Source organism: Salipiger mucosus DSM 16094 (assembly GCF_000442255.1).
GTDB lineage: Bacteria > Pseudomonadota > Alphaproteobacteria > Rhodobacterales > Rhodobacteraceae > Salipiger > Salipiger mucosus.
Genome location: NZ_KE557274.1, coordinates 84,798 through 110,685, shown reverse-complemented (window position 1 = coordinate 110,685; position 25,888 = coordinate 84,798). Strand labels below are relative to the sequence as shown.

The 25,888-nt window shown below is 60.2% G+C and carries 30 protein-coding genes; 22 read left to right on the top strand and 8 right to left on the bottom strand.

What is annotated here, in order from left to right; translation table 11 throughout:
* Positions 1-182: 182 nt before the first annotated feature.
* Complete coding sequence (locus SALMUC_RS28730; RefSeq protein WP_245584677.1) at positions 183-695, bottom strand: hypothetical protein; 513 nt, start codon at positions 693-695, stop codon at positions 183-185.
* 1,038 nt (positions 696-1,733) lie between these two features.
* Here SALMUC_RS28730 and SALMUC_RS06620 point away from each other — a divergent pair.
* Positions 1,734-2,030: an integration host factor subunit beta gene (locus tag SALMUC_RS06620; protein WP_020038337.1), complete on the top strand. Its 297-nt coding sequence runs from the start codon at positions 1,734-1,736 to the stop codon at positions 2,028-2,030.
* A 60-nt stretch (positions 2,031-2,090) separates the two neighbouring features.
* Here SALMUC_RS06620 and SALMUC_RS06615 read toward each other — a convergent pair whose 3' ends face one another.
* Positions 2,091-2,309, bottom strand: a complete 219-nt coding sequence (locus SALMUC_RS06615) for a hypothetical protein (protein ID WP_020038336.1) — start codon at positions 2,307-2,309, stop codon at positions 2,091-2,093.
* Positions 2,310-2,342: 33 nt separating this feature from the next.
* A complete protein-coding gene (locus SALMUC_RS06610) occupies positions 2,343-3,812 on the bottom strand; it encodes a hypothetical protein (protein ID WP_020038335.1) in 1,470 nt (489 codons plus the stop codon).
* A gap of 1,049 nt (positions 3,813-4,861) precedes the next feature.
* On the opposite strand from SALMUC_RS06610, the gene SALMUC_RS06605 reads away from it, so the two are divergent.
* A complete protein-coding gene (locus SALMUC_RS06605; RefSeq protein ID WP_020038334.1) occupies positions 4,862-5,101 on the top strand; it encodes a hypothetical protein in 240 nt (79 codons plus the stop codon).
* A gap of 61 nt (positions 5,102-5,162) precedes the next feature.
* Here SALMUC_RS06605 and SALMUC_RS06600 read toward each other — a convergent pair whose 3' ends face one another.
* From SALMUC_RS06600 to SALMUC_RS06585, 4 genes are all read right to left on the bottom strand, one after another.
* Positions 5,163-5,765, bottom strand: coding sequence for a L,D-transpeptidase (locus SALMUC_RS06600; protein WP_084513915.1), 603 nt, complete (start codon positions 5,763-5,765; stop codon positions 5,163-5,165).
* 131 nt (positions 5,766-5,896) lie between these two features.
* Complete coding sequence (locus SALMUC_RS28045; RefSeq protein WP_198014509.1) at positions 5,897-7,267, bottom strand: D-alanyl-D-alanine carboxypeptidase family protein; 1,371 nt, start codon at positions 7,265-7,267, stop codon at positions 5,897-5,899.
* 468 nt (positions 7,268-7,735) lie between these two features.
* A complete protein-coding gene (locus SALMUC_RS06590) occupies positions 7,736-8,047 on the bottom strand; it encodes a hypothetical protein (RefSeq protein WP_020038331.1) in 312 nt (103 codons plus the stop codon).
* Positions 8,047-9,015, bottom strand: coding sequence for a hypothetical protein (locus SALMUC_RS06585; RefSeq protein ID WP_020038330.1), 969 nt, complete (start codon positions 9,013-9,015; stop codon positions 8,047-8,049). Before SALMUC_RS06585 ends, SALMUC_RS06590 begins: the two co-directional genes overlap by 1 nt.
* 208 nt (positions 9,016-9,223) lie before the next feature.
* Here SALMUC_RS06585 and SALMUC_RS06580 point away from each other — a divergent pair, with 208 nt between their 5' ends.
* The 13 genes from SALMUC_RS06580 to SALMUC_RS06520 all read left to right on the top strand — a co-directional run bounded on the left by SALMUC_RS06580 (position 9,224) and on the right by SALMUC_RS06520 (position 17,376).
* On the top strand, positions 9,224-9,607 hold the full coding sequence (locus tag SALMUC_RS06580) for a DUF6750 family protein (RefSeq protein ID WP_020038329.1): 384 nt from the start codon (positions 9,224-9,226) through the stop codon (positions 9,605-9,607).
* 271 nt (positions 9,608-9,878) lie between these two features.
* Entirely contained in the window at positions 9,879-11,639 is a 1,761-nt protein-coding gene (locus SALMUC_RS06575; protein ID WP_156883404.1) for a hypothetical protein, read from the top strand.
* Positions 11,640-11,909: 270 nt separating this feature from the next.
* A complete protein-coding gene (locus SALMUC_RS06570) occupies positions 11,910-12,158 on the top strand; it encodes a hypothetical protein (protein ID WP_020038327.1) in 249 nt (82 codons plus the stop codon).
* Positions 12,159-12,259: 101 nt separating this feature from the next.
* Complete coding sequence (locus tag SALMUC_RS06565) at positions 12,260-12,544, top strand: hypothetical protein (protein ID WP_020038326.1); 285 nt, start codon at positions 12,260-12,262, stop codon at positions 12,542-12,544.
* A gap of 81 nt (positions 12,545-12,625) precedes the next feature.
* A complete protein-coding gene (locus tag SALMUC_RS06560; RefSeq protein WP_020038325.1) occupies positions 12,626-13,432 on the top strand; it encodes a hypothetical protein in 807 nt (268 codons plus the stop codon).
* On the top strand, positions 13,401-13,697 hold the full coding sequence (locus SALMUC_RS06555) for a hypothetical protein (protein ID WP_020038324.1): 297 nt from the start codon (positions 13,401-13,403) through the stop codon (positions 13,695-13,697). The genes SALMUC_RS06560 and SALMUC_RS06555 overlap by 32 nt, the downstream gene beginning before the upstream one ends.
* On the top strand, positions 13,690-14,004 hold the full coding sequence (locus tag SALMUC_RS06550; RefSeq protein WP_156883403.1) for a hypothetical protein: 315 nt from the start codon (positions 13,690-13,692) through the stop codon (positions 14,002-14,004). The genes SALMUC_RS06555 and SALMUC_RS06550 overlap by 8 nt, the downstream gene beginning before the upstream one ends.
* Positions 14,005-14,196: 192 nt before the next feature.
* The gene (locus tag SALMUC_RS06545; protein ID WP_020038322.1) at positions 14,197-14,490 is read left to right on the top strand and encodes a hypothetical protein; all 294 of its coding nucleotides are present in this window, start codon (positions 14,197-14,199) and stop codon (positions 14,488-14,490) included.
* A 17-nt stretch (positions 14,491-14,507) separates the two neighbouring features.
* Positions 14,508-14,909, top strand: coding sequence for a hypothetical protein (locus tag SALMUC_RS06540; RefSeq protein ID WP_020038321.1), 402 nt, complete (start codon positions 14,508-14,510; stop codon positions 14,907-14,909).
* A 12-nt stretch (positions 14,910-14,921) separates the two neighbouring features.
* Positions 14,922-15,188, top strand: coding sequence for a hypothetical protein (locus tag SALMUC_RS06535; protein WP_020038320.1), 267 nt, complete (start codon positions 14,922-14,924; stop codon positions 15,186-15,188).
* An 84-nt stretch (positions 15,189-15,272) separates the two neighbouring features.
* Positions 15,273-15,947 carry an SOS response-associated peptidase gene (locus tag SALMUC_RS06530; RefSeq protein WP_021119933.1) on the top strand — a complete coding sequence of 225 codons (675 nt, stop codon included), beginning with the start codon at positions 15,273-15,275 and terminating at the stop codon, positions 15,945-15,947.
* 148 nt (positions 15,948-16,095) lie between these two features.
* Positions 16,096-16,308, top strand: coding sequence for a DUF1127 domain-containing protein (locus SALMUC_RS06525; protein WP_020038318.1), 213 nt, complete (start codon positions 16,096-16,098; stop codon positions 16,306-16,308).
* A 111-nt stretch (positions 16,309-16,419) separates the two neighbouring features.
* On the top strand, positions 16,420-17,376 hold the full coding sequence (locus SALMUC_RS06520) for a hypothetical protein (protein WP_156883402.1): 957 nt from the start codon (positions 16,420-16,422) through the stop codon (positions 17,374-17,376).
* Between the two features lie 30 nt (positions 17,377-17,406).
* Here SALMUC_RS06520 and SALMUC_RS06515 read toward each other — a convergent pair whose 3' ends face one another.
* On the bottom strand, positions 17,407-17,628 hold the full coding sequence (locus SALMUC_RS06515; RefSeq protein WP_020038316.1) for a hypothetical protein: 222 nt from the start codon (positions 17,626-17,628) through the stop codon (positions 17,407-17,409).
* 142 nt (positions 17,629-17,770) lie between these two features.
* On the opposite strand from SALMUC_RS06515, the gene SALMUC_RS29575 reads away from it, so the two are divergent.
* From SALMUC_RS29575 to cas7c, 7 genes are all read left to right on the top strand, one after another.
* The gene (locus SALMUC_RS29575) at positions 17,771-18,034 is read left to right on the top strand and encodes a hypothetical protein (protein ID WP_156883401.1); all 264 of its coding nucleotides are present in this window, start codon (positions 17,771-17,773) and stop codon (positions 18,032-18,034) included.
* Between the two features lie 115 nt (positions 18,035-18,149).
* Positions 18,150-18,623: a hypothetical protein gene (locus SALMUC_RS06510; RefSeq protein ID WP_156883400.1), complete on the top strand. Its 474-nt coding sequence runs from the start codon at positions 18,150-18,152 to the stop codon at positions 18,621-18,623.
* The gene (locus SALMUC_RS06505) at positions 18,616-19,323 is read left to right on the top strand and encodes a hypothetical protein (protein ID WP_020038313.1); all 708 of its coding nucleotides are present in this window, start codon (positions 18,616-18,618) and stop codon (positions 19,321-19,323) included. Before SALMUC_RS06510 ends, SALMUC_RS06505 begins: the two co-directional genes overlap by 8 nt.
* A gap of 265 nt (positions 19,324-19,588) precedes the next feature.
* Positions 19,589-20,035, top strand: a complete 447-nt coding sequence (locus SALMUC_RS06500; RefSeq protein ID WP_084513913.1) for a CRISPR-associated endonuclease Cas3'' — start codon at positions 19,589-19,591, stop codon at positions 20,033-20,035.
* Positions 20,036-20,281: 246 nt separating this feature from the next.
* The gene (iscB, locus tag SALMUC_RS06495; protein WP_021119928.1) at positions 20,282-21,571 is read left to right on the top strand and encodes an RNA-guided endonuclease IscB; all 1,290 of its coding nucleotides are present in this window, start codon (positions 20,282-20,284) and stop codon (positions 21,569-21,571) included.
* Between the two features lie 30 nt (positions 21,572-21,601).
* Complete coding sequence (gene cas8c, locus SALMUC_RS28040; protein ID WP_020041696.1) at positions 21,602-23,788, top strand: type I-C CRISPR-associated protein Cas8c/Csd1; 2,187 nt, start codon at positions 21,602-21,604, stop codon at positions 23,786-23,788.
* Positions 23,781-24,689, top strand: coding sequence for a type I-C CRISPR-associated protein Cas7/Csd2 (gene cas7c / locus SALMUC_RS06485; RefSeq protein ID WP_020041697.1), 909 nt, complete (start codon positions 23,781-23,783; stop codon positions 24,687-24,689). Before cas8c ends, cas7c begins: the two co-directional genes overlap by 8 nt.
* Positions 24,690-25,888: the final 1,199 nt, after the last annotated feature.

Below are 25,888 nucleotides of genomic sequence, written 5' to 3'. Positions count from 1 at the left end.
CGTGGCCACAACGACCCATGAAACCCCGAACGCGGGCCCGGGGGTCTTTGCATTGCATTGTTGGTACAGTGGCGGGATGAACGCTTTGTTGAGAGGTAAAAACGATCTCATGAATTGCTCCATCCAGAGCGCTGGCGTCGGTCTTGGCAGCAAGGTCTCTATTGCTAGATCACGCGCCTAGATCAGGCAGCCATCAAGTCCTGCGCCATTTGGGCACTTACCTCCACCGCATGCTTTTCCTGTAGAAGTGGCGTCGGGATATGTTTCAGTCCCGGTGTCCTGAGTGGCGGGCGAGGTCGCTCTCGAAGGTATGACAGTATCTCCAGTGCATGTTCTCGATTGCGCGCCAGAAGTTCAAACCCTTTGATATTCCATCGCCAGTATGCATCGAGAGGCCAGTCGATAGCCACTTTCTCAAAGCTGTCACATTTCTTGCAGTCAAGCATACCACGGTGGTTCAAGCGATACCCCGGCCCATCATCATCCGTTGACTGCAGAAATCTGGGCTTGGAGATCTCCGGATCTACCCAGGCGAAGTGATCAGGGAACAACTCCTCGACGATCAGGCGCCCCCATCGTTTGAAGTTTTCAGGGAGATCATCTGCCCGAATTCCGTTCGTGAACTTGAAAGGCTCCAGGAAATCAGCGCATCCGCCACATTTTGGGCATTTAATTGAAAGTGTGTCGCTTCGCATTCGTCCCGCTCTCGATATAGGCGCCCCCACCTTTGAGTATAAGATAACATGTAAGTGACAGGCATGTTACCCCGCACTTTTTCACGGGTTGACTCAGGCGAAAAATCACCGGCGACCGGATTGATTTGAGCGGATCTCCGCTTTTCTGCATAAAAATGCATCACAACAGATAAGCTTCAGGTTCGATTCTATTCAGTCAAATGGGGCGAAAATTTATCGTTAGACCGGTCTGCGCGCAAGAAAATGCCACGAAGATGGTTCTGTTCTTGTAGGCTCGCCTTTGCATTTTTCGACGGTCGGCGCGCGGCCTTCTAACGACACCGTGCCGGCCTAGGTGGAAATGATGTGATCGAGGGTGGCGCCGGTGTCTATGAACTCTTCGGAGACACAGGGGCCGGCGTTCTCACCGCGGCGGTTCCCAGCCTCGCGAAGCTTGAGCGTAACGATCCCGGCCGTAGATAGAGCGCAGGAGACAGCCGGGATCGATAGCGTGACGGAAGACACCGGGAGCGGCGCCATGCGACCGCTCCAGTGAAGCGCCGTCTCTAGCCTTGGCTCGGCCTGGTGTTGGGGTGCTTGTAGTATCTATTGAGCTTCTTATGTCGCCTGCGCTTGAACCAAGATTCCATGATCTCGCAGAGGCCGGCAACACCTGCCAGAAACCCTACCAACCCCCAAAACGGCTCCATTGAACACCTCAAAACGTTTACTATTCACGTGACTCCGCGGGGTCCTATCAGCCGATATCTTTCCACGCAATGGATTATCGAAGATTCAACAATAAGTATAAGGCATCTGTTCTTGAGGATCGCGAAGGTTGTGTATGTCGCCTAAAAGTATTGTTGCTCCTCGTCTGAGTACCGTGGTGGTTGTGTTCTTCGGCGAATGCCGCACGACGAGTTACCCAGGTCCGAGGATTCCGCGTCCCTCGGGGGGAGACCTCCGGAAACAACAACGCGCCAAGGGCCCGTCAATGCTGGCAAAATCTGAATTTTGCATGTAGGCTAAACGCCGAATAACCAGCTGTAGGGCGACAACATGATCAAGTCGGAACTCATCCAGAAAATCTGCGACGAGAACCCTCATCTCACGTTGAGAGAGGCCGATGTGATCGTCGACACGATTTTCGAAGAGATCACGGAAACCCTCGCCCGGGGAGACCGGGTCGAACTGAGAGGCTTCGGAGCCTTCTCGGTTCGGCATCGACCCGCTCGGGAGGGCCGGAACCCCCGCACCGGTGAAGCAGTGAACGTCGAGGAAAAATTCGTGCCCTTCTTCAAGGCCGGGAAGGGCCTGCGGGAGAGGGTCGACGAGAGCCACAAGCCACAAGGCTGATCAGGACCCGGTCGAGACTGCCGGATCCTGATTTTTCAGGGCTACAGTGAGCGCGGACGGTCAGGCGAACGCCTCCGCCATGTCGCGCAGATCCCGGTAATCCACCAGCCACTGGTTCAAACGCTCATAGATTGTTTTCCGTTCGACGACTCCGGGCTTGTTGTTCAGGGCGTCGATCACCTGCTTCTGCTCCGGCGGCTTCCCGTGAAAATCATGATGCCTGATGAGGTTTCGCAGGTTCTGGGGCGAATAGCTGCGGCGGATTGCCAGCTCCACCATGGCGTCTGACACGCGGGTGGAACTGGAGGAACTTCAGCGGCCGAGACCAGGTGATGCGTCCGGTGTTTCCGGCTTGTTCGCGTCATAGTACTTGCGGTCGAGGTCCAGCTCGACCGAAGGCAATTCGATGTATCGGCCACGCGGGTAGTCACTGGTCTGCTTGTCTATGTAAGATTGGTGTGACCACTGCATCTCGACCAACTCCAAGGCGATCCGCATCTTTCTTTCCAGGACGTCTTGCAGATCGTCGTCGCTGTTGTCGAAAGTGTAATCTTCGAGGTCGCCTTTCCCAGCCATCTGCACGGGAGCCTGCTCGGCGAGGTAGTCGGCTTGGGAAACAGGATCGGCCAAGAGTTGGTTGCCGGTGTGAGTGACTGTGATGGCGTCGTCGGCAGCGAGCAATGTGAGTTCGACCCTTGCGGGCCGGCCTTGCTTCTCACGCCATTCCGCCTGCACTTCCATGACATCTTGTAGTCCCATCACCACGTGGTCCGGGTCCAGGCCGTCAACCCGTGCCGCGACATTGGACGCAATGTTGGTTAAATAGGAGTTCTTGGTGGTCGCCCGCATCGTCTCAAACGAATTTCTGGTGCCGAGGTCGCGCATGATGGAGATTTCATTGCCATCGACGACTGCGAAATCGACATGACCAGTGGCCGAATTGTACAGGACCTGCGCCCGAGGTTCTGATTTTTCGGCAGGCTGTCCCATGTCGGCCAGGGTCGTTGCCATCATGCCCGCGCCGATTACTGCGACGGCCGTCGTGGCGCCTGCAGCGGCCATCACTGCAGGCTTCGACTTCAGCCGGTCCACGGAGGCCGAAATATTCGTCATGGCGCCTTTGACGGCATTGGTGATGGCCGCCATCGGCCCGGACATGTTGGAGGCCGCGTGCGGCGCGTTGTCCTCGGCACGCTTGACGATGGCGACCTTCTCGTCGCCGTGTTTCGCGGTCATCCGGACGGTTGGCGCGTTCTCGCGGCTGCCGTAGTGGGCGGCCGCGAACCCCTCTGTCAACATGGCGGAAAGCTTGTCGGCACGAAGGCCGGCTTCCACGATCTCGTCGGGCGTCAGCGTTTCCGATGCGTCGATGGCATCCGCGATAGTGTCCCGCAGGTACCGGCGCGCGGTGATGTCTTGAGGATTGTGTCCTTCTGGGTCTAGGACCGCCTGGCGGTTCTTCTGGTCCGCGTAGTCCCGGATCAGAGTGAGGTCCCCATCCGCGGAGAGCTTCAGGCGGTCGATCATGCCGTCTCCCGATACCAGGTACATCTTGCCGGAGGCGGCCAGGAACCCTGTGACCTCCTCGAGGCCCAGGTAACGCTGATGCGCCGGATCCACCTCGGCCCCACAAGACTCCCAGATCTTCGAAGCATCGAAGTAGTGGCCATCCGTTTCTGGCCTGCGTCGCTCCATCGCTTCGGCCGCCTGGTCGCGGGCGTCTTGCGTGTCCGGGTCCTCCTCGAGGAACATGCGGGCTTTCTTGTCGTAATCGGCGTCCATGAAAAATCTCCTGCTTTGAGGGGAAAATGGGCGCCGAGATGCAAAGCAGGGTTTCCGCCGGTCTTTGCACAAGAGGGAACAACGGCCGGCCGGCATGCGTTTTCGGTGACGTCGCGAATTCCGTGACCGGCCACTAGACAGAAAGCAATTTCATGGACGCTGGCATCTTCCTTGCAACCGTCATCGTGTCGGGACCCTTTCTTTTCCTCGGGTGCATCGCGGCCCTCTCAACGGATGTGGTTCCCAATCCAAAACGACTTCTGAGGACTGCGACCCGCCGCACGCGCTAGATTTCTCGATCAGGGCTTCGGAGCGGCATCAGATACGCAAGGCACAGGTCACCGATCCTGATTTTTCAGGAGCAGTGACTAGAGCTGGACTGTCGTCTTGGGAGGTTGAGGGTGCGGCGACCCTCAGGGAGGAGGAGAGAGGGCCGCCGCCAATTCCCAGGGTCCAGGGAGGAGGAGAGGACCCCAAGAAACTCAATGACACGTTGCCGCGTCGTTGCCCCATAGCTAGCTAATGCTGCGATGCAGCGCAATGGTCAGCTATGCAGACCCGTTTTGCAGTGTGTGCATGCCCGGAGCAGGCAGGGTCGGCATGTGTCGGGTGGCCGTGGGAGCGCTTGCATCGGATCCAATTGCGCACACATGCCCGAGGCAGATGGAGTGGCCTCATGGACCGAAAGACAGAGTGCGCCGGGAAAGGCGCTAGTCATGCTCTCGATCCCGGAGCAAATTTTCCGGATTCTCATACGGACTGCGGGCTGTCGCCGCGCGAAGGGGGCCCAAACCTGGAGGTGGTCGCGTCCGTATCCCTGCTCGGAGAGCACACGGGCGTCCTTGAGGATGATCTGTTCGCGGTCCTCGTCAACGTAGCCTGAAAGTCTCGGGAAGTAGGCGCCAAGCACTCTCGATCAGCCCTTCCGGGAGGGAGCCGATCACCACAATTTGCGGCTCGCTGTGCTGGCGCGTGGTAAACTGGTGTGGCCCGCGCCACCGACTCAAGAAAGCGTCGGGAGAGGTCGGGCATAGCAAGGGAGAAGACCAATGCTGATGCGTCCCATTCTCGCCGCCACGATACTTGTCCTCGCCACGCCTGCCTTTGCCTTCGAGTGCCCGAGCCTGATGGCGGAGGTGGACAGCGCGCTCGCCGAAGCCAGCCTCACCGATGCGCAGAGGGCGGAGATCGAAGCTCTTCGCGCCGAGGGCGAGGAGCTGCACGCCGCTGGCGATCACGATGCCTCTGTGGCCAAGCTCAATGAGGCCAAGGCGGCACTCGGAATCTGACTGTCGCGCGCCGCGTGACAGACCGGACGCGGTTCTGCGGGAGACGAATTCAGCCTGACGCTCAACTCGGGCGCTTGGGGTAGAGCACGACCCGCGTATCCATCGGGACCTGCTTATAGAGGCTCACCATGTGGTCGTTAACCAGGCCCGCGCAGCCGTTTGAGACGGCGCGTCCGATTGTGTCGGGGTCGTCGGTGCCGTGAATACGCAGAAATGTGTCTCCGCGGTCTTCGGTGAAGAGATAGAGCGCGCGCGCCCCGAGCGGATTGCCGGGCCCGCCGGGCATTCCCTCGTCCGCATACTTCTCGTATTTCTCGGGCTCTCGTTCGATCATGCCCGGCGTAGGCGTCCAGGACGGCCACTCCTTTTTCGCGCCAACGTAGTATTGACCGGACTCGTATAGGTCATCGCGTCCGACCCGGATCGGGTAGGTCCACGCAAAGCTGTCGGGGAGCGTCCAGTAGAGGCGAAAGGAGTCCGGAAAAACATGCACTTCATAAGGTGGCAGGGGACTGCCCAGATGTTCGACGTGCGGCGCCATCAGGTCTGACACCTGTGTTTTTTCTTGCGGCTCTTGCGCAGGAAGAATGGCTGGGCTTGCGACACCGACGACAGCGGCGCCACCAAGCTTAAGCACGCCTCGACGTGTCTTGCGTGAAGTCATGTTTGCAGGTCCCGTTCCTGTTGCGACTGAGGGAGAACGCCCGATTTAAATTCTCGTTCCTGCATGCGATAGGCGGATTCACGCTCTGGGCTCTTCCACGCTGTTCCGCGCCCTGGCGATCCTTTCCAGCCTCACCGCGCGGCCCTGTCGGCCATCGCACCATAGATCGAGGGGTTGCCCACGGTGACATGCCCGCGGTCATCGATCTCGGCGTCGGCGATGTAGCAGTCCTGCCCCTTGAGACAGTCATCCAGGCTATTGCGCCCGTCGTGGACGGTGAGGTTGGATGTCGTCGATGCCCGGACGCTCTCGTTCACCCCGCCCTCGAAGAGATCCCAGTCCTGCGCCTTGGTGGTCCCCTTGCTCGAGATCGTCGGTGAATTTTCAGGATCCGCACTGGTAAGGGATGCCGTATCCGTAGATACGCTTGCGACGGCCTGCCCGTTTTCAGGGTCTTCCTGGCCCTCCAATCGTGCGAGGTCTGTGAGCATGCGCTGCAAGGCACTCGGGTCCCGCGCAAAAAAGTTGTCCGGCAGCCGCGCCAGGAGCCTCGGCTTGGCCGGCGGATCGATGTCTCCACCAATCGGATCCCGCGGGCGAGGCTTGGGGCGCATGTTCGAGCTCCAGGTGATCCGGACCGGCTCCACCCAGATCTTGCGGTCGAGACGCGCCAGCGTGCGGGCGCCCGTCGTGGTCTGTGCAAAGGTCGTCGACATCAGGTGTCGCATTTTGGCATTCCGCTGCCCGGATGTGCTGGCCCCGACAACCACCGCGATCAGGTGACGGTTGGATTTCTCCAAGTTGGTGACCAGATTGAAGCCGGAGGCGCTGGTGTAGCCCGTCTTGATCCCGTCGACGCCGTGCTGCCCCAGTAAAGGGTTATGACCGCCGATCCAGCGTCCGTGGTAGTCGAACCCGGTCTTGCCGAAGATCTCGTAGCCTTTCGGGAAGCGGTCCTGCAGGGCCAGCCCCAGCCGGTACATGTCGTAGGCGGTGGTCACCTGGGCCTCGTTGTGCAGGCCGGACGCGTTCGTGAAAGTCGTGTCCTGCATGCCGAGCTGGTGGGCCGCCCGGGTCATGGCCTCCGCAAAGGCGCGCTCAGACCCGGAATGGTTCTCCGCGACCACCGTGGCCACGTCGTTGGCCGACTTGATCGCCAGGGCATGGATCGCGTCCCTTACGCTGATCGTCGAGCCGGCCTTGACGTAGAGCTTGGACGCGGGCTTGCCGGCCGCATTGGACGAGACCTTAAGAGGCATGTCCATCGTCCATCGGCCCTGCTCGATGGCATCGAGGGCCATGTAGACCGTCATCATCTTTGTCAGGGATGCCGGGTGACGCAGATCGTAGGCATCGTGCTCCGCCAGGACTTCGCCGGTCTTGGCGTCCACCGAGATCCAGGCAAGGCTCTTGGGTGCAGCAGTGGCCGAGGATCCGGAAAATGCGACAGCCGCGGCCGTCGTTCCCAAAATCAGCATTCTGCGCACCCTGCGTCCCAGCATTCTTGCTCTCCCGTTCGTGAGCGCAACATATCCGGTGCAGGCTTCTGCCGGGTAAATGATGGTGGTGGGATCAGTCTGAGTTGCGAACCCCAAGTGACCGCATGTACCCGGGGACGTTCCCAGATCGCGTTTGTCCTGCGTCCGTAGGGCTCTATCCATTGTGTTCTCTGCAGGGGAATCCGCGATTTCTTAAAAAATGAAGGGTTCGCAGAGCCGAAAGGATTGACGAGCCTATCTCAATAGCTTACAGACTGTAAGTCGCACCTCTTGTGGGTGCGTGGATTGAAACGGCTGATGTGGAAAAGACCAGGCCGAGAAAGGACGTCGCACCCCTTGCGGGTGCGTGGATTGAAACCAGATGCCCGGGTGGCTCGGCGGGAGCACGCTCTGTCGCACCCCTCGCGGGTGCGTGGATCGCAGAACTGGCAGTGCCGGGTTCCCTTTCGTGGGGGATCCGGCACTCGTCTTTCAGGTGTCCGGTTCGGTCACGATCTCCAGCAGCTCTGCCTCCGGGACTGCGGTCATCAGGGCCTCCAGCACCACATGCACGGCTGCCCTCTCGGTCTCCGCATGGCAATCGACATCGAGGGTAATGTGGCCGCCCGCCGACAGACCAACCAGGAGGCCGTCATCGATGGGGCCGCCGACGACGTTGGAATAGATCCGGTCGCAAAGATCGATCTCGAGCTCTTCGGCCTGGGCATGCGCGCCCGTCACCCTCGCTTGGGCGAGTTTGGGAGCGCGCAGTCGCATAGTCAGATTGTAGGTGCTCTGGGACATCAATAGACGATCCTCACGTTGGTGTTGCTATGCGAGCAAACAGCTTCCGGATCCGATCCGGTGACCCAGAGATCCCTGTCGACGGTGATTTCGGTGGCGTCGAACGAAGCGGCGTCCGACAGGAGCGCCAGGCAGACCCCACGTGGCGCAGGGACGGTGATCCGGATGAGCCCGTTGACACCATCGACCGACACGGGGTCGATGGTGTCAGAAATCAGGACGCGCTCCTGCTGCACCGCGAGATCCACCTCGGAGAGAGCCTCCTGCATGCCGGCGACCAGGTCCCCTGACGGGATGTCGTCTCCAAAGGTCTCCGTGGCGGCGTCCCGGATGGCCAGAATGGCGTCCGTGGTTTCGGCGCCGTCGATGGCGGCGGTGTCTTCTGCGACCGATGATCCCTCGGGAGGGCCCGCGGCACCGGTGCCTGAAATATCCGGGATCGTGCCGTAGCGGGCCGGGTCCACCTTGGCGAGACGGTCAAGGCGGCCGTCCTGGTCAAGCTGCAGCCAGCCAAATCCCGCAGCAATCGGCTGCTCGGCCGTGATGTCCACCGCGTGCGGGACGCAGTCGAGCTCATGGGTCTGGGAGCAGGCGTCGACCAGGTTGCCGTGCAGGACCTCCGCGTAGGCCGCCGTGTAGGTGGCGCTCAATGCGTAAATCTGCTTGGCCAGCGGTTCCCGGTAGCGCATCCGGCAGGAGTCATCGAGGCAGCTGTCGTCCTGGAATGCTTCGAGGGCCACGTAGGAGAGCCCGTTCCGGCGCGCCAGGCGGTAGCGAAGGGCACAGGTGTTGACGATGCGGTGGACGTCCCGCCGGCCGAGACCACGCTGATCGTCCAGCGCGGCATTCGCCAGCCCGAAGACGATGTCCACGTCACCGATACACCGCTGCATGACGCCGTCTTTGACCGCGAACACGTAGTCGACCTTCGGGGCAGGGTCGGCCTGTGCCAGACCGGTGGTCAGCATGGCGGCGGTACTGATCGAAAGAATTGTCCTTGTAAACATCATCGGTCCATACATTTGCTGCCTACAGGATTATCAGCGAAATCCTAACGACGAGGAAAAATGAGGTCGGGCGCCCTTCTTAATGCGATTTAAGTAACCGGCGCAAAAGTCACCGACGTAGCCCGATGGCCAGGTGCCATGGATTGATCACACAAGGAGTTTGGAGCAAATGAAGGGCATCTTTTCGAAAATCAGGAACGCGCCGCTGGCGGCCACGACTGGCGTCATGGCCTCGTTCTACGCGGGGCAGGCCGCAGCGCAGGACTCGGACCTCGGATCCATTGCCGACAACATCAACGGCATGATGGATAACTTCGGTTCGCTTGCGCTTTCCGCAGCCTTCGTGGCCGGCGTGGCCTTCGTGGGGCTTGGCCTTGCGCGTCTCAAGGCGGCCGTGGACAGCCAGGGCCAGCAGGTGAAATATGGCGAGGGCGTCTGGCGGATCGCGCTGGGATCCGCACTCGTGGCCGTGCCGGCCGTCATCACCGTGATGGGGAACACCATGGGCGTCGACAACAGCGACACGATCAATTTCACCAGTGGTTTCGAGTGAGGCTCCGAAACTGACCTCGAGATCAGAAGGGCTGCCCTCGGGCGGCCCTTCTTCGTTCCCGGAGTCCTCGAGGCTCTCGGGTCACTGCCCGGAAGAAGGTCGGGGGTCGCCACCCTCCTTCGTTTGGCCGGAATGCGAGGACAGAATCTGGTATCCGATGGATGGTGACATTTTGTTGTCTCCCTGTTTTTTGTTGAGGCACATAAAATAGGGCTCGAAGCCAGATAAATCAAGAATTAATCGCCCCCGGATAATCCTGTGAACAATCTGAATGCACAGGATTGCCATGCCCAAGCTGGAACTCTCGGGCGCCGGGGAAGAGGTTGCCGAAGGCCTCTTTGGCGCGAACATCCTTGCCCACCGCAACTCGCTCGATGAGGCGGTCAACTACGACGAGCTGGTCGACGATGTCCGCGTGCACACGCTGCGCTATCCCGGCGGCTCGGTGACCGAGGACTACTTCGACTTCGCGAACCCCGACCGGGAGGTCGTCTTCGACCGCGAGACGGGGGAACAGAGCGACTTCATCCAGATCTCTGAATTCATGCAATTCGCGGAAGACGAGGATCTCTCTGCGGTCCTGGTGCTCAACACCCGGGATCAGCTCTCCGACGAGACGGATGCCAACGGTGACCGGTACGCGGACATCGATGAGGAGGGCCTCCGGCAGTTCGTGAACGATGCGGTCACCGGGAAATGGGGAGACGTGGACATCGCCGGGTTCGAGATCGGCAACGAGTACTGGGGATCCGGGCGCATGAGCGCCACCGAGTACGGCCGGGTCGCCAGCGAGATGGCGACAATCATCGACGACGAGCTCCGCAGCCTCGAGGGAGACTATGCGCAGGCGGCCGACACCGAGGTCATCGTTCAGATGGGGACCAACTTCAATCACTCGAGCCTCGACGAGGACTACGAGGGGATGAGCCACGCCGAGATCCTCGATGCGGTCAACGACCGCTATGACCTCGATCTCGAAGAGCTCCCTTCGAACGGCTTCACCGGGATCAACAACGAAATCATCATGTCCCACTTCGACACCCCGGAGGAGGTGGACGCGATGGATGCGGTCGTCGGCCACGTCTACTCCAAGGTGGGGGACGACACGGGCGACTGGCAGCGGAGTTACATGCTCGACGCCATCGACGAGACCTGGGGACAGGATCCGCGGTTCGCCGACAAGGAGACCTATGTCAGCGAGTGGAACCAGCACAGCAACACCGGCGCGCACGAAGACCACGAGGACTACGGGCTCAAGAACAGCCACGAGCTGCTGAACATGATCGAGGAGTTCGCCGATCACGGGGTCGACGAGGCCCAGGTCTGGCCGCTGCTGCAGAACTCATCCGCCTCTCTCAGCCTCGGGCGCGAGTACCAGGAGCTCACGCCGACCGGCAAGATGTACGCCATGATGTCCGAAAATCTCCCCGGGAAAAGCGTCCTGGACATGCGCGGGGATGGCGAGATGGCCGACAACGCATCCTTCCCGGACATGGACGTTCATGGCTTCTACGGAGACGGCGAGGCCGTGTTCTATCTCGCCTCAAATAGTGATCAGGCTATCAGCCAGGAGGTGGATGTCTCCGGGCTGTTAAAGGACGCCGGCACCCTCGAGATCACTGTGTTGGGCGTCGAGGAGGGGCAAAATCCCGGCGACCAGGCATCCACGCCAACCGTTCGCCAGCTGGATCCCGAGGAGGTCTATAACGAGGGCTACATCTCGGCAGACCTGGAACCCTACGAGATCATGCAGGTCAAGGTATCGGACTTCGAGCCGACAGAAGCCATGCAGGCCGCCATGGATGAGATCGATGGCGCCGGACAGGGAGATGAGGGCGGCGATACCCCTCCGGAGGATGAAGAGGCCGAAGATTCTGAAAATCCCGAGCCCGACCCGCCGGCGGAAGAGGATCCTGAAAATCAGGATGAGGACGAGGACAGCGAGGAGGAGGGTGGCTTCATGGCTGGCCTGGAAGGCCTCGGTCTGGCGGCCGCCCTGCTGCCGTTGCTGGTGCTGATGGGGGCGGCATGAGGAATCCGTACGGCAATCATGCGTCTCTGGGCATGGCGGAGGAGATCATTGCTTCGCAGAGTGCAAAGAGCTAGCCTTCCGGCAACTTGTGGAGAACAGATCCATGGCGGAATTCATCGGCCGGGCATCACTCCGGCCTGGGAGAGGGCTTGGTGATGGCCGTTCGAACTTGAGCAAGTAGGTTGCCCGCACAAAAGGGGAGACATGTTTATCCTTGCGTTCGTGCGGGCGGAGACCTTATGGTGGCGCCTGAATATAAGGATAGGCAGGATGCCCACACGTTTCGAACCGGAACCGGTCTCCAGCGAGGAGGTACGCGATTACCGAGATAGGACTGGCGCAGGTCTCCACGAGGCAAGAAGAAAGCTTTCCCGCAGGAATGCGAAGGAGCCTTTTCGGAAGCTGCGCGAGGAAGGCACCGTCGAAGAAAAAGTCGAGTGGCTTCTGGACCGGTTCGAGGAAAAGCACTTCCCCGAGATGACCTTTCGGAAATCCTGGCTGTCTGAACAGAAGCCGTAATCCAAAATTCTGGGCCCCTAAAGGCGCTGGGCGCCATGCTTGCATTCGGCATGTTTCCTGCAAGCTGACGATGGAGAGTAATTCTTTGAAGGGAGATCGACATGGCGCAGTTTCTTGTGTCGGCGGACGAAAGTGATTGGGGTGATGCCGTCGACGTGGACGTCGTTGGCCACGAGGGTGATGACGATTATTCGCGCCAACTTGCAGCCGAGGACGCGGCCACCAAGATGTTCGAGGGAGAGAACGGTTTTGAAGCCGTGAAGGATGGCGACGAACTTTACGTGAAAAACGTCGAAGCCGGCGATATCACGCGGCACGAGATCTCAATCGATTGGTCTCCCGTGTTCAATGCAGGCCGCGCGATCTCGAATGAAATGTGTCCTTGAGCTCCGATCCCGTGGGGTTGGATTCTGTTCTTGCTGCGCACCTTCCCGTGAAAGAATAGATGTAAGCGGAGATGACTGCTCATGAAGGTCGAAATCGACTACGAACGCGCCAAGAATCGCCATCCGGACCTCGTTACGAAGCTGACAAGGGACATGGCGCGGAAAACCCGCCGTGCCGGTGGGGTCGCTCCTGGCCCGGATGATTTGTCCTGGAGCTACGACTGGAGCGTCGCGGTCCCATTGGCCAGTCCGGACGAAGTTATCGGACTGGGGCCGGATGTGCCCGAAGAGCCATCACGGGACGCACTAGATACCTGTATCGTCAATTTGAGCGCGACCTGGGGGCGCCGGTCGTCCATCGCACCTCTGTCGCCCGGCGATGGCAATGGCTTGGCTCCTCTGACGCCGCGGGAGGCTGTGCCGCCGGAAATCGTGGATTTCTATGCTCCGCAGCAGGAGGTCGAAGCCGCTTTCTATGCCCACACAGCCGAGCTGACGGTCCACAACGCGCACCTCGATGAGGTTGTCGACAAACTTGCGACCAGTGGCTATCGCGACCGGGACGGGCGGGTCTTCATCCACTTCGTCACCGTGGGAGACCGGCTTGATGAACGGGGCCGTGCCACCGAAATCCTGCACGAAATCAGCGACGACGATGCTGTCTGGAGTGGCGGGCTGACCGGAACGGCTCAGGAGCGCTTTGATGCGACCCCAGAAGGCGGGGTCTTCGGCTACCGCAACAAGCCGCTGACGCGACTTACGTCGAGCGAGATCACGGATCTCGTCGGTGGCCGGCAGTTTGCCCTCCGACTGCCCGGAGACACCGAAGAATGCACAGCAGATGAGGAAATCGAGTATGACGCCGAACCATCTCCATATCGACTATGACGAGGGCGTGCCCGGGAGCTACCGGGGAGTTGTCCTGACCGCGGATGGCAAGGAAACCCAGCGCTGGGCGACCGGTGATCCCCAGTCGGACTGGGCAAGCTACCTCGCGCACGCGAAGGAGAATGGGCTTCTGATCCTTCAGAGCTCCTCGATCACCCACTTCTGTTGGGACAACCCCGAGTGGCGCTTCATCGAGGATGCGGACGGACGCGAAGTCCTGGTGCCCGAGGATCGTCCCGAATGGCTCGAGGCCACGGATGCTTGACTGGCGCACGGAATACAAAATGACTCGCCACAAGGTGGCCACAGAGCAGACCCACACGGCTTGTCTGGTGATGGTCTGCCTGGGCGGGGGGATTCCTCCGATGTGGTACTTCGCGGAGCCAAGCAATCCCGCCTGGTGGGGTGTCGGGGTCCTGTTGAGTATCTTCTCAATCGCTTACATTGCTGCCTTGGCGAACGGCTATCGGTGCATGTGTGCCATGGACCGCTACTACCGGTCGCGGGAGACACTCGTGGAGATGGTTGGCGAAGAAGAGGCTGCGAGGGTCATCGAGGAGCGCTCCGAGTAGGTTGAGCACGGCCGCAAAGCCGTCTTTTCAATACCTGAGCCCGACTTGCACAGTGACTTCCAGAGTGGCGGAATCAGTTCTTGCGCTGTCAACATTGGCGTGCAAGAATAGAGCATCCATCGCGAGGTGCGTCCTTGAGCGGAGATCGATGCTCCTTCGAGCACGCACCCAGACAACAGAAGGACACCTGAGATGACCAAAGAAGTCGAAGCGCCGCACAAGTTCCCGTGGGGCCGTGTGATCGAGGACCACGAGATCGGCCCGTATACGATCCGGGAGTACCATCCGCGCAAGGAAACCGAACACGGTCAGATGTTGCGCGAGATCGATACCGACAAGGCGATGTTCCATGGTTATGTCGATGGCACTGACGTCTGCCAATCCTGGGCGTCGCTCGACGCGGCCCTGGCCGGCGTGATCACCTACCGCGCGCAGGGCCCCAATGCTCAGTCGGCCGAGTATTTCATGAAAATGATCTCGGCCTGAGCTCGAGGAGAGCTAGCATGCCAAGCGCAGACTACCGCCCGGCGATTGGAGAAAAAATCTTCGTTTCTCTGTCGGGAAACATCCCCATCCTGATCACGGTCACGGGGTTCGACTACCACACCTACCTCAAGGAAGAAGTCATGGAGTTCGACCGTCTGAACGGCAGATCGGATTGGTCGAGCTACCAAGGGCAAACCTTCTTTCCGGAGATCTCGGCTGACCATCCCTATCTGTATGTCGTTGTGCAGATCGAAGACCGCGAGGATGCCTGGGGATACCAAATCGAGGAAGGCTTCTTCTTCCACCCTGACGAGGCGTTCGCGCATCTCGACAGCATCACTTCGGGAAATGTGCAGCCGGAGAACGCGCATTCGACCGATCCAGACGACTACGTCGTCGAAATCCGGAAAGTCACCTGACCCATGTCAATAATGGTCGACGGCATCAGGATGGATCACGTGCGCCGCTGCATTTGCGGGCGACGCCCGGAGATCGCCACCTGCTACCATGGCATGGATCCTGGCGACGGGCCCTTCATCATCAAGTGCTACTGCGGCCGCGACCCGGATCAGGAGGACGAGGACGGCCGTTCCCCGCTCCCGACCTTCGTACGCTCGTGGAGCAAGACCCGTGCCGTGCGCGCCTGGAGAAGTCTGCAAAGGCGCCTCGAAGCAAAGAAGCCAGTGGCCGGCGCCTGACGGCGCACCCACTGCTGGCCGAGGCCCTTGCTAGATCCTGAAAATGCAGCATCCTGTGGGTGGACGAAAATCAGGATCTCGCCGATGTGCAACCTCTATGCGAACACAATGCCACAGGATGCCATGCGCAGCCTGTTCGGTGTGGCGGCCGCTAATGACCGGCTGGGCAACGCCGAGCCTAAGGCAGCAATCTTTCCGAAGTACGATGGAGCGGTAGTCAGGATCGGCGAGGGCGGTAACCGAGAACTCCTGGAAATGCACTGGGGCTTCGTCATGCCGCAGAAGAGCAAGAAAACGAACAGGCCGATCCAGCCGAAGGCCGTCAACAACGCTCGAGACGACAAGCTACGCAACTCCGGATTCTGGCGGTCGAGCTTCGAGGAACGCCGATGTCTCATCCCGGCCACCAGCTTCTGCGAGGCCAAGGGCAGGGCGCCGGCGGACTATCATTGGTTCTCCGTGATCGACGACGAAGGGCAGCCGGTCCCGTATGTTTTCGCGGGCATCTGGCGGCGGTTCAAAGGCTACTACAAGGACGAGAAGGTGGACATCGAGACTTACTCGATGGTGACCTCGACGCCCAACGAGGTGGTGAAGCCGATCCACCCCGACCGGATGCCGGTGATCCTCCCGCGGGACAGCTACGAGACCTGGTTGACGGGTGAGCCGGAAACGGCCTTCGATCTCCTCAAGCCGTTTCCCGCTGCCAGGATGAAGATCGTCGGCCACGGAGAGGACATGAAAAGCGAGCCTCTCTGACGCCCGAAGTGGCGCCTCTTCGGAGGAAGAGTTTGGTATCCTTGGCAGGGATGTTTTGCGTGCATAGCGATCATGCACTGTTCTTCGTTGCGGCGGGCTGCAGTGCAGCATAGTTGACCTCTGTCACATAGAATAGAGGGCATGGGCCATGACAACCACAGACCACTTCGCAATCCGTTCCGAGCCACGACTGGTTCCCGCACTCCTCCGCATGACCGCGCGCGTGTCGCAGCGCCGCGCGTACAGGAGGACCGCCCGAGAGCTCAGCTCTCTTACCGACCGGGAGCTGAACGACATCGGCGTCAACCGTGGCGATATCGCGCGCATTGCCGACCAGGCCGCCACGGACTGGGCACGCTGAGCAACCGGACGCAATCCGGCGAAGAATTGATGAAGGCCGCCCGAGCAGGAGCGGCCTTTTGTTTTCCCTGCGAGCGACGCCAGGAGAACGGGGCCACGGGATGTTCAAAAGTTGACGTCTGTTCATAAAACGTGGATAGTCCCCGAGGCTCAGGAGGCGCGTATGAATAGGTCGCTTATTGCGGTGAACGATCTTGCACACGGTGACCATGTCGAGGTCACCTTCGATCCACCTCTGGAAGACGGAACCGCCGGGACGGTCGAGGTCATGCAAGGACAGGTGTCGGTCGCCGCCGGCATGAAATTCGTGGCGGCCACCTCGCACCGGAACGAACTCGGCATGCCGACGGTGGTCGACCTGCCCGACGACGGCCGAGCGCAAGTGCGCCTCGTGGAGACCTCGGCCGAGTACAGCGAGCGCAAGCGAGCCGAGGCTCGCGGCGATCTGGTTTTCCGGCAGCTGCCGCGTGATCCCTTCGAGCTCGCCGAGCAACTCGAGACGCTCGCGTTCATGATCCATCGCGAGGAAGACGACCACGTCATCCACGGTCGCAAAGGGCAGCTCCGGCGGCAATTCGACGAGGTCGCCGACCAAGTATTGCTTGCCCAGCGCAAGCGCACCTATGTGCTGACGAAGGCGCGCCTTGGCGGGGACTTCCATCCCTATGAAACCCGGGATCCCCGCGTTTTCAGGATCGGGACCGTTCGCCCGCTGCCGGTGGATTTCGAATTGGACCCTTGGACCCGCAAGGACCGCCTGCGGCGCAAGGACGAGGCCATCCGCATCTTCGGAGAAGCCGAGCGCGAAACGCGACAGTGGATTAGCCGCCTGCGCGCCGCAGGCTACCATGTTCGGCGTCCGCACCCGAATGCCCAGGAGATCTTGGTGCGCGCCGCGCTGGGCGAGACCGAGCGCTACGACATGCGTGTCTATCCGACGCCGAACGGGCTCTGGCAGGTCGAGGTCCGAGATGCGCAGAGCAAGCGGGAGCGCAAGCTGCGAGACAGGTGCCTCCGCCAGGGGCATTTGGTGCGGCTGAAGGATGTCGTGGAGGGGCCCCTTACCTGACCAGACAACCGAAGTTCACATGTGATGCGCTCAGAAGAGCTCGAAATAGCTGACCGCGTAGCCAACCAAGCCCCAAAAGGGCACCGCAAAGATGAGATTTACGAGCAGTCCTTTCGCGCCGTCCTCGATTTCAAATTTCAGTTCTGCGAGGTCTTCCCTCTGTTGGCTGACGGCGGCATTCAACTCGCTGAGTTCATTTTCGAGCTCTGCCACCTCTTCCTCGAGCTGTTCAATCCGTTCGGTCTTGCTCATTCGCTGCCTCGAAACGTTCGTGAGTTGGTGTGTCTGTTTAAAAGATTTTAGTCGCGGGTTCCACAGAGGCTCCGGCATCGTTCAATTGTTGACGTCAATCTTGTGGCTGGTAAGAATAGATGGGGGTAGTAAGGAAATCACGATGAGCGCAAAGCAAAAGTCACTGCACATGGCGTCCTCGGTACTGCGTGGGCGGCTGGCAAGTCTTCAAGAAGAGTACGAACGCGTCAAAGGTCAACAGGACAAGGACGTGAACGCAGCGGATCGGGCGGCCATGGCTGAGCTTCGTCTGGCGGCCGAACTGGTGGAATGTCTGGCGCTCGGACCGGTCCATGGAGATCCGGCGACTGTTGCCCGGCAGCGTTGGGGTCGCGGAGGTCATGCGAAGTACAAGGCGCCGGTGTGAAATGGTCGTAGCGAGAGGGATCCGTGGGATTCGGAAGCTTTTTGCCCGTGATGGTGAGACCAATCGCCTGGCACATCCAGGGGGCAGGCGGTCTGCCGAGGTGCCCGAGCCATCGTTGTCGGGTATCGAGCATTCCTGGATCGACGGGATCCTGAAATCAGGAGATGCCGAGTTCCGAAATGGCGAGTTGCGCTGCAAGTCCTGCGACGGTGATTGCCGCCGGTGCGGTCTGAGCAGGGCGCTGGGCACGTCCCAACAAGCGTTCCTGGCCGGCCCGATGCCCAAGCCGCCCTACCAGTTCCGCGACCTGTATTTCGCGCTGCACGAGAACGAAATGGATTTCGTCGCCGAGACTTGCCTGGGGGAATTCATGATCATGCCCTACCTCAACCATACCCTGCGACTGGTCACCAAGGATCGCGGACTGGTCCGCTTCTGCCGGGGGCAAGGCGAAGGCAGCTTCGAGGCGGCTGTCGTCAGGGCCCAGCAACATCTCGAGCAGACCATGTCGTCCGACCTGGTGTCCGTCGACAGATTGGCCTGCGCGCGAAGCACAGATACGGAAAGCAGGGAGAAAAGAAATGGCTAGCGCCACGGATAAGAAGCAAAAGTTCGAAGATGGTTTCCAAAGCGGATTCGAACGTGGTTTCAAGTCGGGAGTTGAGGCCGGATGTACTCGGGAGGATGAGCTCAAGGAGGCCATCTGGCAAAAGCTCGGGGAATGCCTTGCCGGGACGGACGTCGATCAGATCTCGAATGCGGCCCGTCGGAAAATCCAGGCGGCTCTTATCGAAGCCACAGGGGAGCGAGGGAAGAAGCCGGAATCGCAAGCGAAAGCCCAACTGATCGCGGCCCGGCAGTCTTACGCGGATGCTCTCGGGTGCAATGTGGGCGACATCCACGAGACGATCCGGGGAATTCAGAAGGACCGGACGGCCGGTTGGATTTTCCGGAACCCCGATACCGGAACCGAGATCTCGTCCAATCACCCTGTCGAGAGCGGGGAGTGCCCTGACGCTGAAGACGTTCGTCCAGCATCTGCTCGAGAGCTTCGGCAGGAAATCGAAGACACCTGGGAACAGGGGGCCGAGGATCAGAAGGTTGCCGAAAGCAACGGATACTCGAAAGGAATCCAGGCTGCTTGCAGCGCTCTGTCTGATTACGAAGAGGAAATCGATAAGGATCCGCTGATGGACGGCAGTGAGTGCTACGTACTGGGGGAGGCCGAAACCCGCATCAGCCAACTTCTGGACCCTCAGGAGACGCCCGAGGGCGTTTTCAAGATGTGACACTCCCAAAGGGGCGTCTCCTGTCGCTCAGGGGGAAGCAAAGCCTTGGGTCATGGATCGAAACGTGCCTGACCCGGCGCGTCCACTGATGGCGCCTTGTCACACCTCTCCTTGGTGCGTGAATTGAAATTCAAAAATTCCAAACGGCCCCGATGTTTCATGCGCCGGGGCCGTTCGGTCTTTGGAAGCTCCCGGATTCCCATTTCTGCAGAATTGTGTCGGGCATGCACCTTGCTAAGAAAGAATTAACGGGGTAAAAGGGGGCATGGCGAAGATCTATGCTCACACTATCCCGGGTCGACCGAAGTCCGAGTGGGAAAGTTACCAAGAACATGCGTGGAATGTGGCGACTGGCGCCGAAATCAATGCGGATCCTTTCGGGGCCGGATGGATGGGGAAGGCCAGCGGGCTTCTCCATGATCTCGGGAAGGCAAAACCATCTTTTCAGGCCTACCTGGAGGGTGGTGAGCAGGTGCCGCATGCGGTGGACGGCGCCCTGAAGGCCTTCGAAATCATCAATCCCAACATGGCACAGATGCTCGCCTACGGGATTGCCGGGCACCACACCGGTCTTCCGAACGGGCGCGGGGATGCCATCGAGGGAGCGAGCCCGACGACACCACTGGATGTCCGCCTCGAGGACGCCGAAGCCGTGGACATCCCGCTCGGGACGGAACCCGGCACCCCAGAACCGCCGCAGCCCTCACCCTAACGCGCAACGAACGCAACATCGCGTTCTGAGTGCCGGGTGAGGTGCAGACTAAGAAAGGAGCAATCCAATCTACGTTAGTGGCGTGATGAAATGCTTTGGTGAACGCCAGCCATTGCCTCTTTCGCCCAGCTTTAAGTCTCTCGCGCGAGCGGGAGGGACTGAAAGGTCCAGTGAGTTGGGCACACGAAAGCGCCAGTAACTTTGTCGAGGCAAACCTAACGGCCTTCGGGCCAGAAAGGGACAGAAATGTCCAACTATGTTTTTGTACTGGATGACGCCCGGCGACCCTTGTCGCCGACGTCGCCAGCACGAGCGCGGCAGTTGCTGCGCAACGGGAAGGCGGCGGTGTTTCGTCGTTATCCCTTCACCATCATCCTCAAGCGAAAGGTGCCGGATGCGGAGCCCGCCCCGGTTGAAGTGAAAATCGACCCCGGCTCCAAGGTCACGGGTCTGGCGCTGGTGCAGGGTGACAAGGTTCTCTGGGGCGGGGAGCTGACCCATCGTGGCCACCAAATCAGGGAGCGCTTGCAGATGCGCCGTGAGCGCCGTCGTGGACGGCGGAACAAGCTGCGCTACCGCAAGCCACGTTACAGGACCAAGGCTCAGATCAACAACGCCGGCCGAAAGCGTCAGAAGGGTTGGCTCGCACCGAGCCTGATGCACCGTGTCGAAACGATCATGACCTGGATGGACAGGTTTCGCCGCTACGCGCCTGCCAGCTCCATCGCGATGGAACTGGTGAGATTCGATCTGCAGCAGATGCAGAACCCTGAAATCAGCGGCGTCGAGTATCAGCAGGGCGAACTGGCAGGCTTCGAAGTGAAGGAGTATCTACTCGCCAAATGGGGGCGCAAATGCGCCTATTGCGGAGCTGAGGGCCGCCCGCTCGAGGTTGAACATATCCAACCCAGGTCGCGCGGCGGCTCGAACAGGGTCAGCAACCTGACGCTGGCTTGCACCAAGTGCAACCAGGCCAAGGGCAACAAGCCAGTCGAGGCGTTCTTGTCGAGCAAGCCCGACCTTCTGGCGCGCATCATGAAACAGGCGAAACAGCCTCTCAGAGACGCGGCATCGGTCAACTCGACACGCTGGGCCCTGTTCACCGCACTGAAGATGACGGGTCTGCCTGTCACGACGGGAACAGGGGGAAGGACCAAGTACAACCGCAAGCGGATGGGCTGGGCCAAGGCTCATTGGCTCGATGCCGCGGCCGTCGGCAACGTGGATGCCCTGACCCTTCGCACCGACAAGCCGTTGGTTATCTATGCCAAGGGTCAGGGTGGTCGCCAGAAGGGCGTGTTTGACAAACACGGCCAGCCCCGCCGCAACAAGGCGGGCGCCGCTCAGATCCGCCCGCTCAAGCCCATCCACGGCTGGCGCTCCGGCGACATCGCCAAGGCGCGCGGGCTAGAGGGTCGCATCTCTCCGCGCACCAGGGGCAATTTTGAACTCCGCGCCGCGGGACAGAAACCCCGCTCGTTCCCACCTCGTGATTTCAAGGCGATCCATCGCAACGACGGATACGCGTATCAATGATGTTGCGTTCGTTGCGGAAAATGCGTGCCGATGCTGGGAGCACGGCCGAGCCATTTCAACATCCATTTCTTCATCCGGATGCTGTTCTCGGCGCTGGTCGATGCGGATTTCCTTGCGACCGAGGCCTTCATGGAAGGTCGAGAGCGCCCGGAAGCTCCGGAACTGGATCCCCTACTGGCGCGGCTGGAAAAAACCATTGCCGGGTTCGGCGAGCCGAAGACCCATGTCAATCGTGTCCGGGATCGCGTGCAACGAGCAGCCGGCGATGCGGCGACTCTGGCGCCAGGGCTGTTTTCGATGACGGTGCCGACGGGAGGTGCCAAAACCCTGGCGTCCATGAAGTTCGCCCTGAAGCATGCTGAGCATCATGGAATGCGTCGGGTGATCTACGTCGCGCCCTACAACGCGATCATCGAGCAGACGGCGAGGGAATTCAGGAAATCCCTCGGAAGCGAGCGGGCGATCCTGGAGCACCACTCCAATTTCGATCCCTCCTCTCTGGAGAACGATTTCGCGCGGCGCCAAGCCATGAACGCCGCCCAGAACTGGGACAGCCCGGTCGTGGTGACGACCGCGGTCCAGCTGTTCGAAAGCCTGTTCGCGAACCGGACATCCAAGTGCCGCAAACTGCACAACATCGCGAACTCGGTGATTGCCCGCCTGGGCTGCGACAACGCAGAATACCTCCTTGGCGTCGGAACGCGGGAAGAGACGACAGAGGCCGGGAGGAAAACCCTGGTGCCGGAACTCTCGAAGAGTGCCGCTGACCGTCACGAGAATTTCGCGACCAAGCATCGAGATCTCATTGGCCGGACGAGCGATCCTCACCTGTCTGCGTTCCTGGCTTTCCTGGAGGCCTGGCGGCCGGAGTCCTATCTTGAGCGGGCTCTGCCGCACGCCGCCCTCGGCCAGACGATCCTGGTGCAACTGGGGGAGGGCGAGGACGCCATCCTGCTCCACGAGCACCCTGCGATCCGGGCCGCGGCGCAGGCGTCGGAGGGCGATGAGGAGATCCAATGCCTGATCACGGGGCGCTGGGCCGCGCTGGCGCGAACGCACCCGGCCATCAAGGGTGTTCGGGGCGGCCAGCCGTCCGGGACCTCAATCGTATCCTTCAATCAGGACGCCTTCTGTTCTCTCGGGAAGACGCAGGGTGCGAACTCTCCCGTCTCTGAAGTTGCCGCGCACAATTACACCTCGGCGCTCAATGCGATCCTCGCCGAACGCGGGCCGTCCCGACGCAATCTGGTCATCGGGGGGACGACGACCGTGTTCTGGGCCCAGGCGCCTGATGCCCCCGCGGCAGAAGAGGGGGACTGGATCATGAGCATGGCGATGGATCCACCGAAAGACGCCGACGAGGCCTCCAAGGTTCGCTCCACGCTGTCACGCCTTGCCCGCGGGAAGCCTTCCGAGTTCAACGGCCTGGATCCCGACACCAAGGTATTCGTGCTCGGCCTCGGCCCCAATGCCAGCCGGCTGTCCATTCGGTTCTGGTACCCGGGCCAGGTTGGTGAGTTCGCGGACAACATTCTGAAATTCTGGAACGACATCGCCCTCGATCCGGACGTCTGGGATGGACGTCCATCCATCCGGGCGGTTCTGGCGCAGACGGTCGGACCGAACGCTGATGGGGCGCGGACATCCGAAAACGCCCGTCCCGGGATGGCGGAGCAGATCCTGAATGCGGTCCTGACCGGCCAGAAGCTTCCACGAACGCTTCTCACCAGCGTCCTGGAACGCATTCAAAAGGAACGGGTGGTGACCGGGAAGCAGGCTGCGATCTGCAGGGCGATCATCAACCAGGATAGCCGAAAGGAGGACGTGCCAGTGGGCATCGACATACAATCAGAAAACTCCGCATACAGGCTCGGGCGGCTGTTCGCAGTGCTCGAGAGCGCTCAGCGGGGCGCCATGCCCGAGGTCGGGTCAACACTCAGGGACAAGTATTTCGCGGCCGCATCCACGCAGCCGGCGCGGACCTTCCCGATGATCGAACGTCACCTGGCCCATTACCTCAAACTTATCCGGCGCAACGGCAATGAGGGTCTGGCGGTCTGGCTCGACAAGCAGATCACCGACATCAAGGTCGGGTTGTCCCCCCGGATGCCGCGAAGCTTTGCGCCGGAGGATCAAGGGCGGTTCAGCGTCGGCTACTACCACCAGAAATCGACCAGGAATTCCAGGAAAGAAAAGGACACGACCAACAATGGCTGAACAAGGGAGAAATCCGATCAACAACCGCTACGAATTCGTTCTCTATTTCGACGTGGCCGACGGGAACCCCAATGGTGATCCCGATATCGGCGGCATGCCAAGGCAGGACCCGGAAACCATGCATGGACTGGTATCCGACGTGGCGATCAAACGGAAAATCAGGAACTACGTGGCGGAGAACTTCGAAGACACCGAGGGACTTGAGATCTATCAGACCGATGGATCGGTGCTCAACGAAGCTCACAAGCGCGCCTACGATGCAGAAAAGGTCAAGCCGACGCCCAAGAAGCCACCGAAGGATAAGGCGACGGCGGATGCCATTACCAGGTGGATGTGCGATACCTTCTACGACGTGCGTGCCTTCGGCGCCGTCATGACGACCGAGATCAATGCCGGCTCGGTGCGGGGACCCGTTCAGGTCACGTTCGCGCGCTCCGTCGAGCCAGTGACCCCGTTCGACATCAGCATCACCCGCGGCAGCGTTACGAACGAAAAGGATCGCGACAAGCAAAGGACGATGGGCTCCAAGTACATCGTGCCCTACGGGCTCTATCGCCTCCACGGATATATCAACGCGAACTGCGCCCGGAAATCCGGCTTTGGTGAAGATGATCTCGAGCTCCTGTGGGCGGCCCTCCGCGACATGTTCGACTTCGACCGGTCGGCCAGCCGCGGCGAGATGGCCGCACGGCGCCTGATCGTTTTCCGGCACGATAGCCCGCTGGGCAATGCCCAGGCCCACAAGCTCTTTGATCGGGTCACAACGCACCGTCGTGCACCGGATAACCCGTTTGCAGGTGGCGCGCTCGACATTCCGCCGGCGCGCGCGTTCTCGGACTACGAGATCCGGGTCGACGATACCAACCTGCCGCAAGGGATCCAGATCTTCGAACCGTTCTGATATCCAGCTCGCGATGAGCGAACCTCAAGCGCCAGCCCAGGCCCCGGGAGGTTCGCAGATGGCAGAAATGCTGCCGGGAAAGGTGTTTGGTCACCATCACGGCGGAAGAGGTCATCGATCTCGTAAGAAAGAATTCTAGGTTCGCAGGGCTGAAAGGATTGACTAAACAATCGCAATGGCTTACAGACTGTAAGTCGCACCCCTTGCGGGTGCGTGGATTGAAACTGGTTGCACTTGGTGCAGGCCAGCGTCAGGTGTCGCACCCCTTGCGGGTGCGTGGATTGAAACCGCCATCATGGCGTACATCTTGCCGGTCGGCGTGGTCGCACCCCTCGTGGGTGCGTGGATTGAAAAGGGCCCCGGGATCTGGTGCTTACTGCACTGGGTCTCGGGGCCCTTACTTTTCCTATAGCCCGTTGGTTCACGGTGTCCTGATTTACTGAAAACGTGTACCAACCTTCCCTGATTTACTGTGAAATCAGGACAACCTGTACGCGGGTCAACATGCTTTGCAGGCACATCGTGGCGACATCAATTCAATTTGCCGTTTCGCGATACTTAACTTACTATCCACGATACAAAACTTGTGTCTTGCGATACGAAACCGAACATTTTCCTTACGTGATTTTTTCACTGGCGCTCAGAACGACGCTCCGAACCTGATTTTGGAGATCCTGAAAATCAGAAGTCTCCGCGAGAACTGCAAGGTAGAGGCGGGGCCGGAATTCAGCCGGCCAAGAGCTCACTTGAGCCAGGTTACGCAATACTGTGGGCAACCATCCGCTGGCTGTTACTGAGCGGTGCGGACCTGTGGAAATCGATCTCGGGGAGGCGGTCGACAAGTCGGAGATGGAGGACACATCTGGATCGCAAGACGAAGTTGGAGCCTGCAGGGACATGCCAGAGACCCTGTCAGGGCAGGGTGGTCTACAGCCCTGAAAAACAGGGCGTTCGCGATGTCGCGAAAGGTTTTTGGTCGGTTTCGTAAGAGAAATGTCAAATTCGGGCGTGGGATCCTTACCCCTGAAGGAGCCGCCGCGGCCCGCTTGATATTTTTGTTACTCATTTAAACATCAGCGATACTTGTTTGCCGAGTAATGGGGGGAGAGCTCTCAAGATCAAGAACAGGACCCTTTCCGAGAAACATACGTTCTCCAATCTCGAAAATCGGGCTCCAGTGCCTCGCACGCCCCTATTTC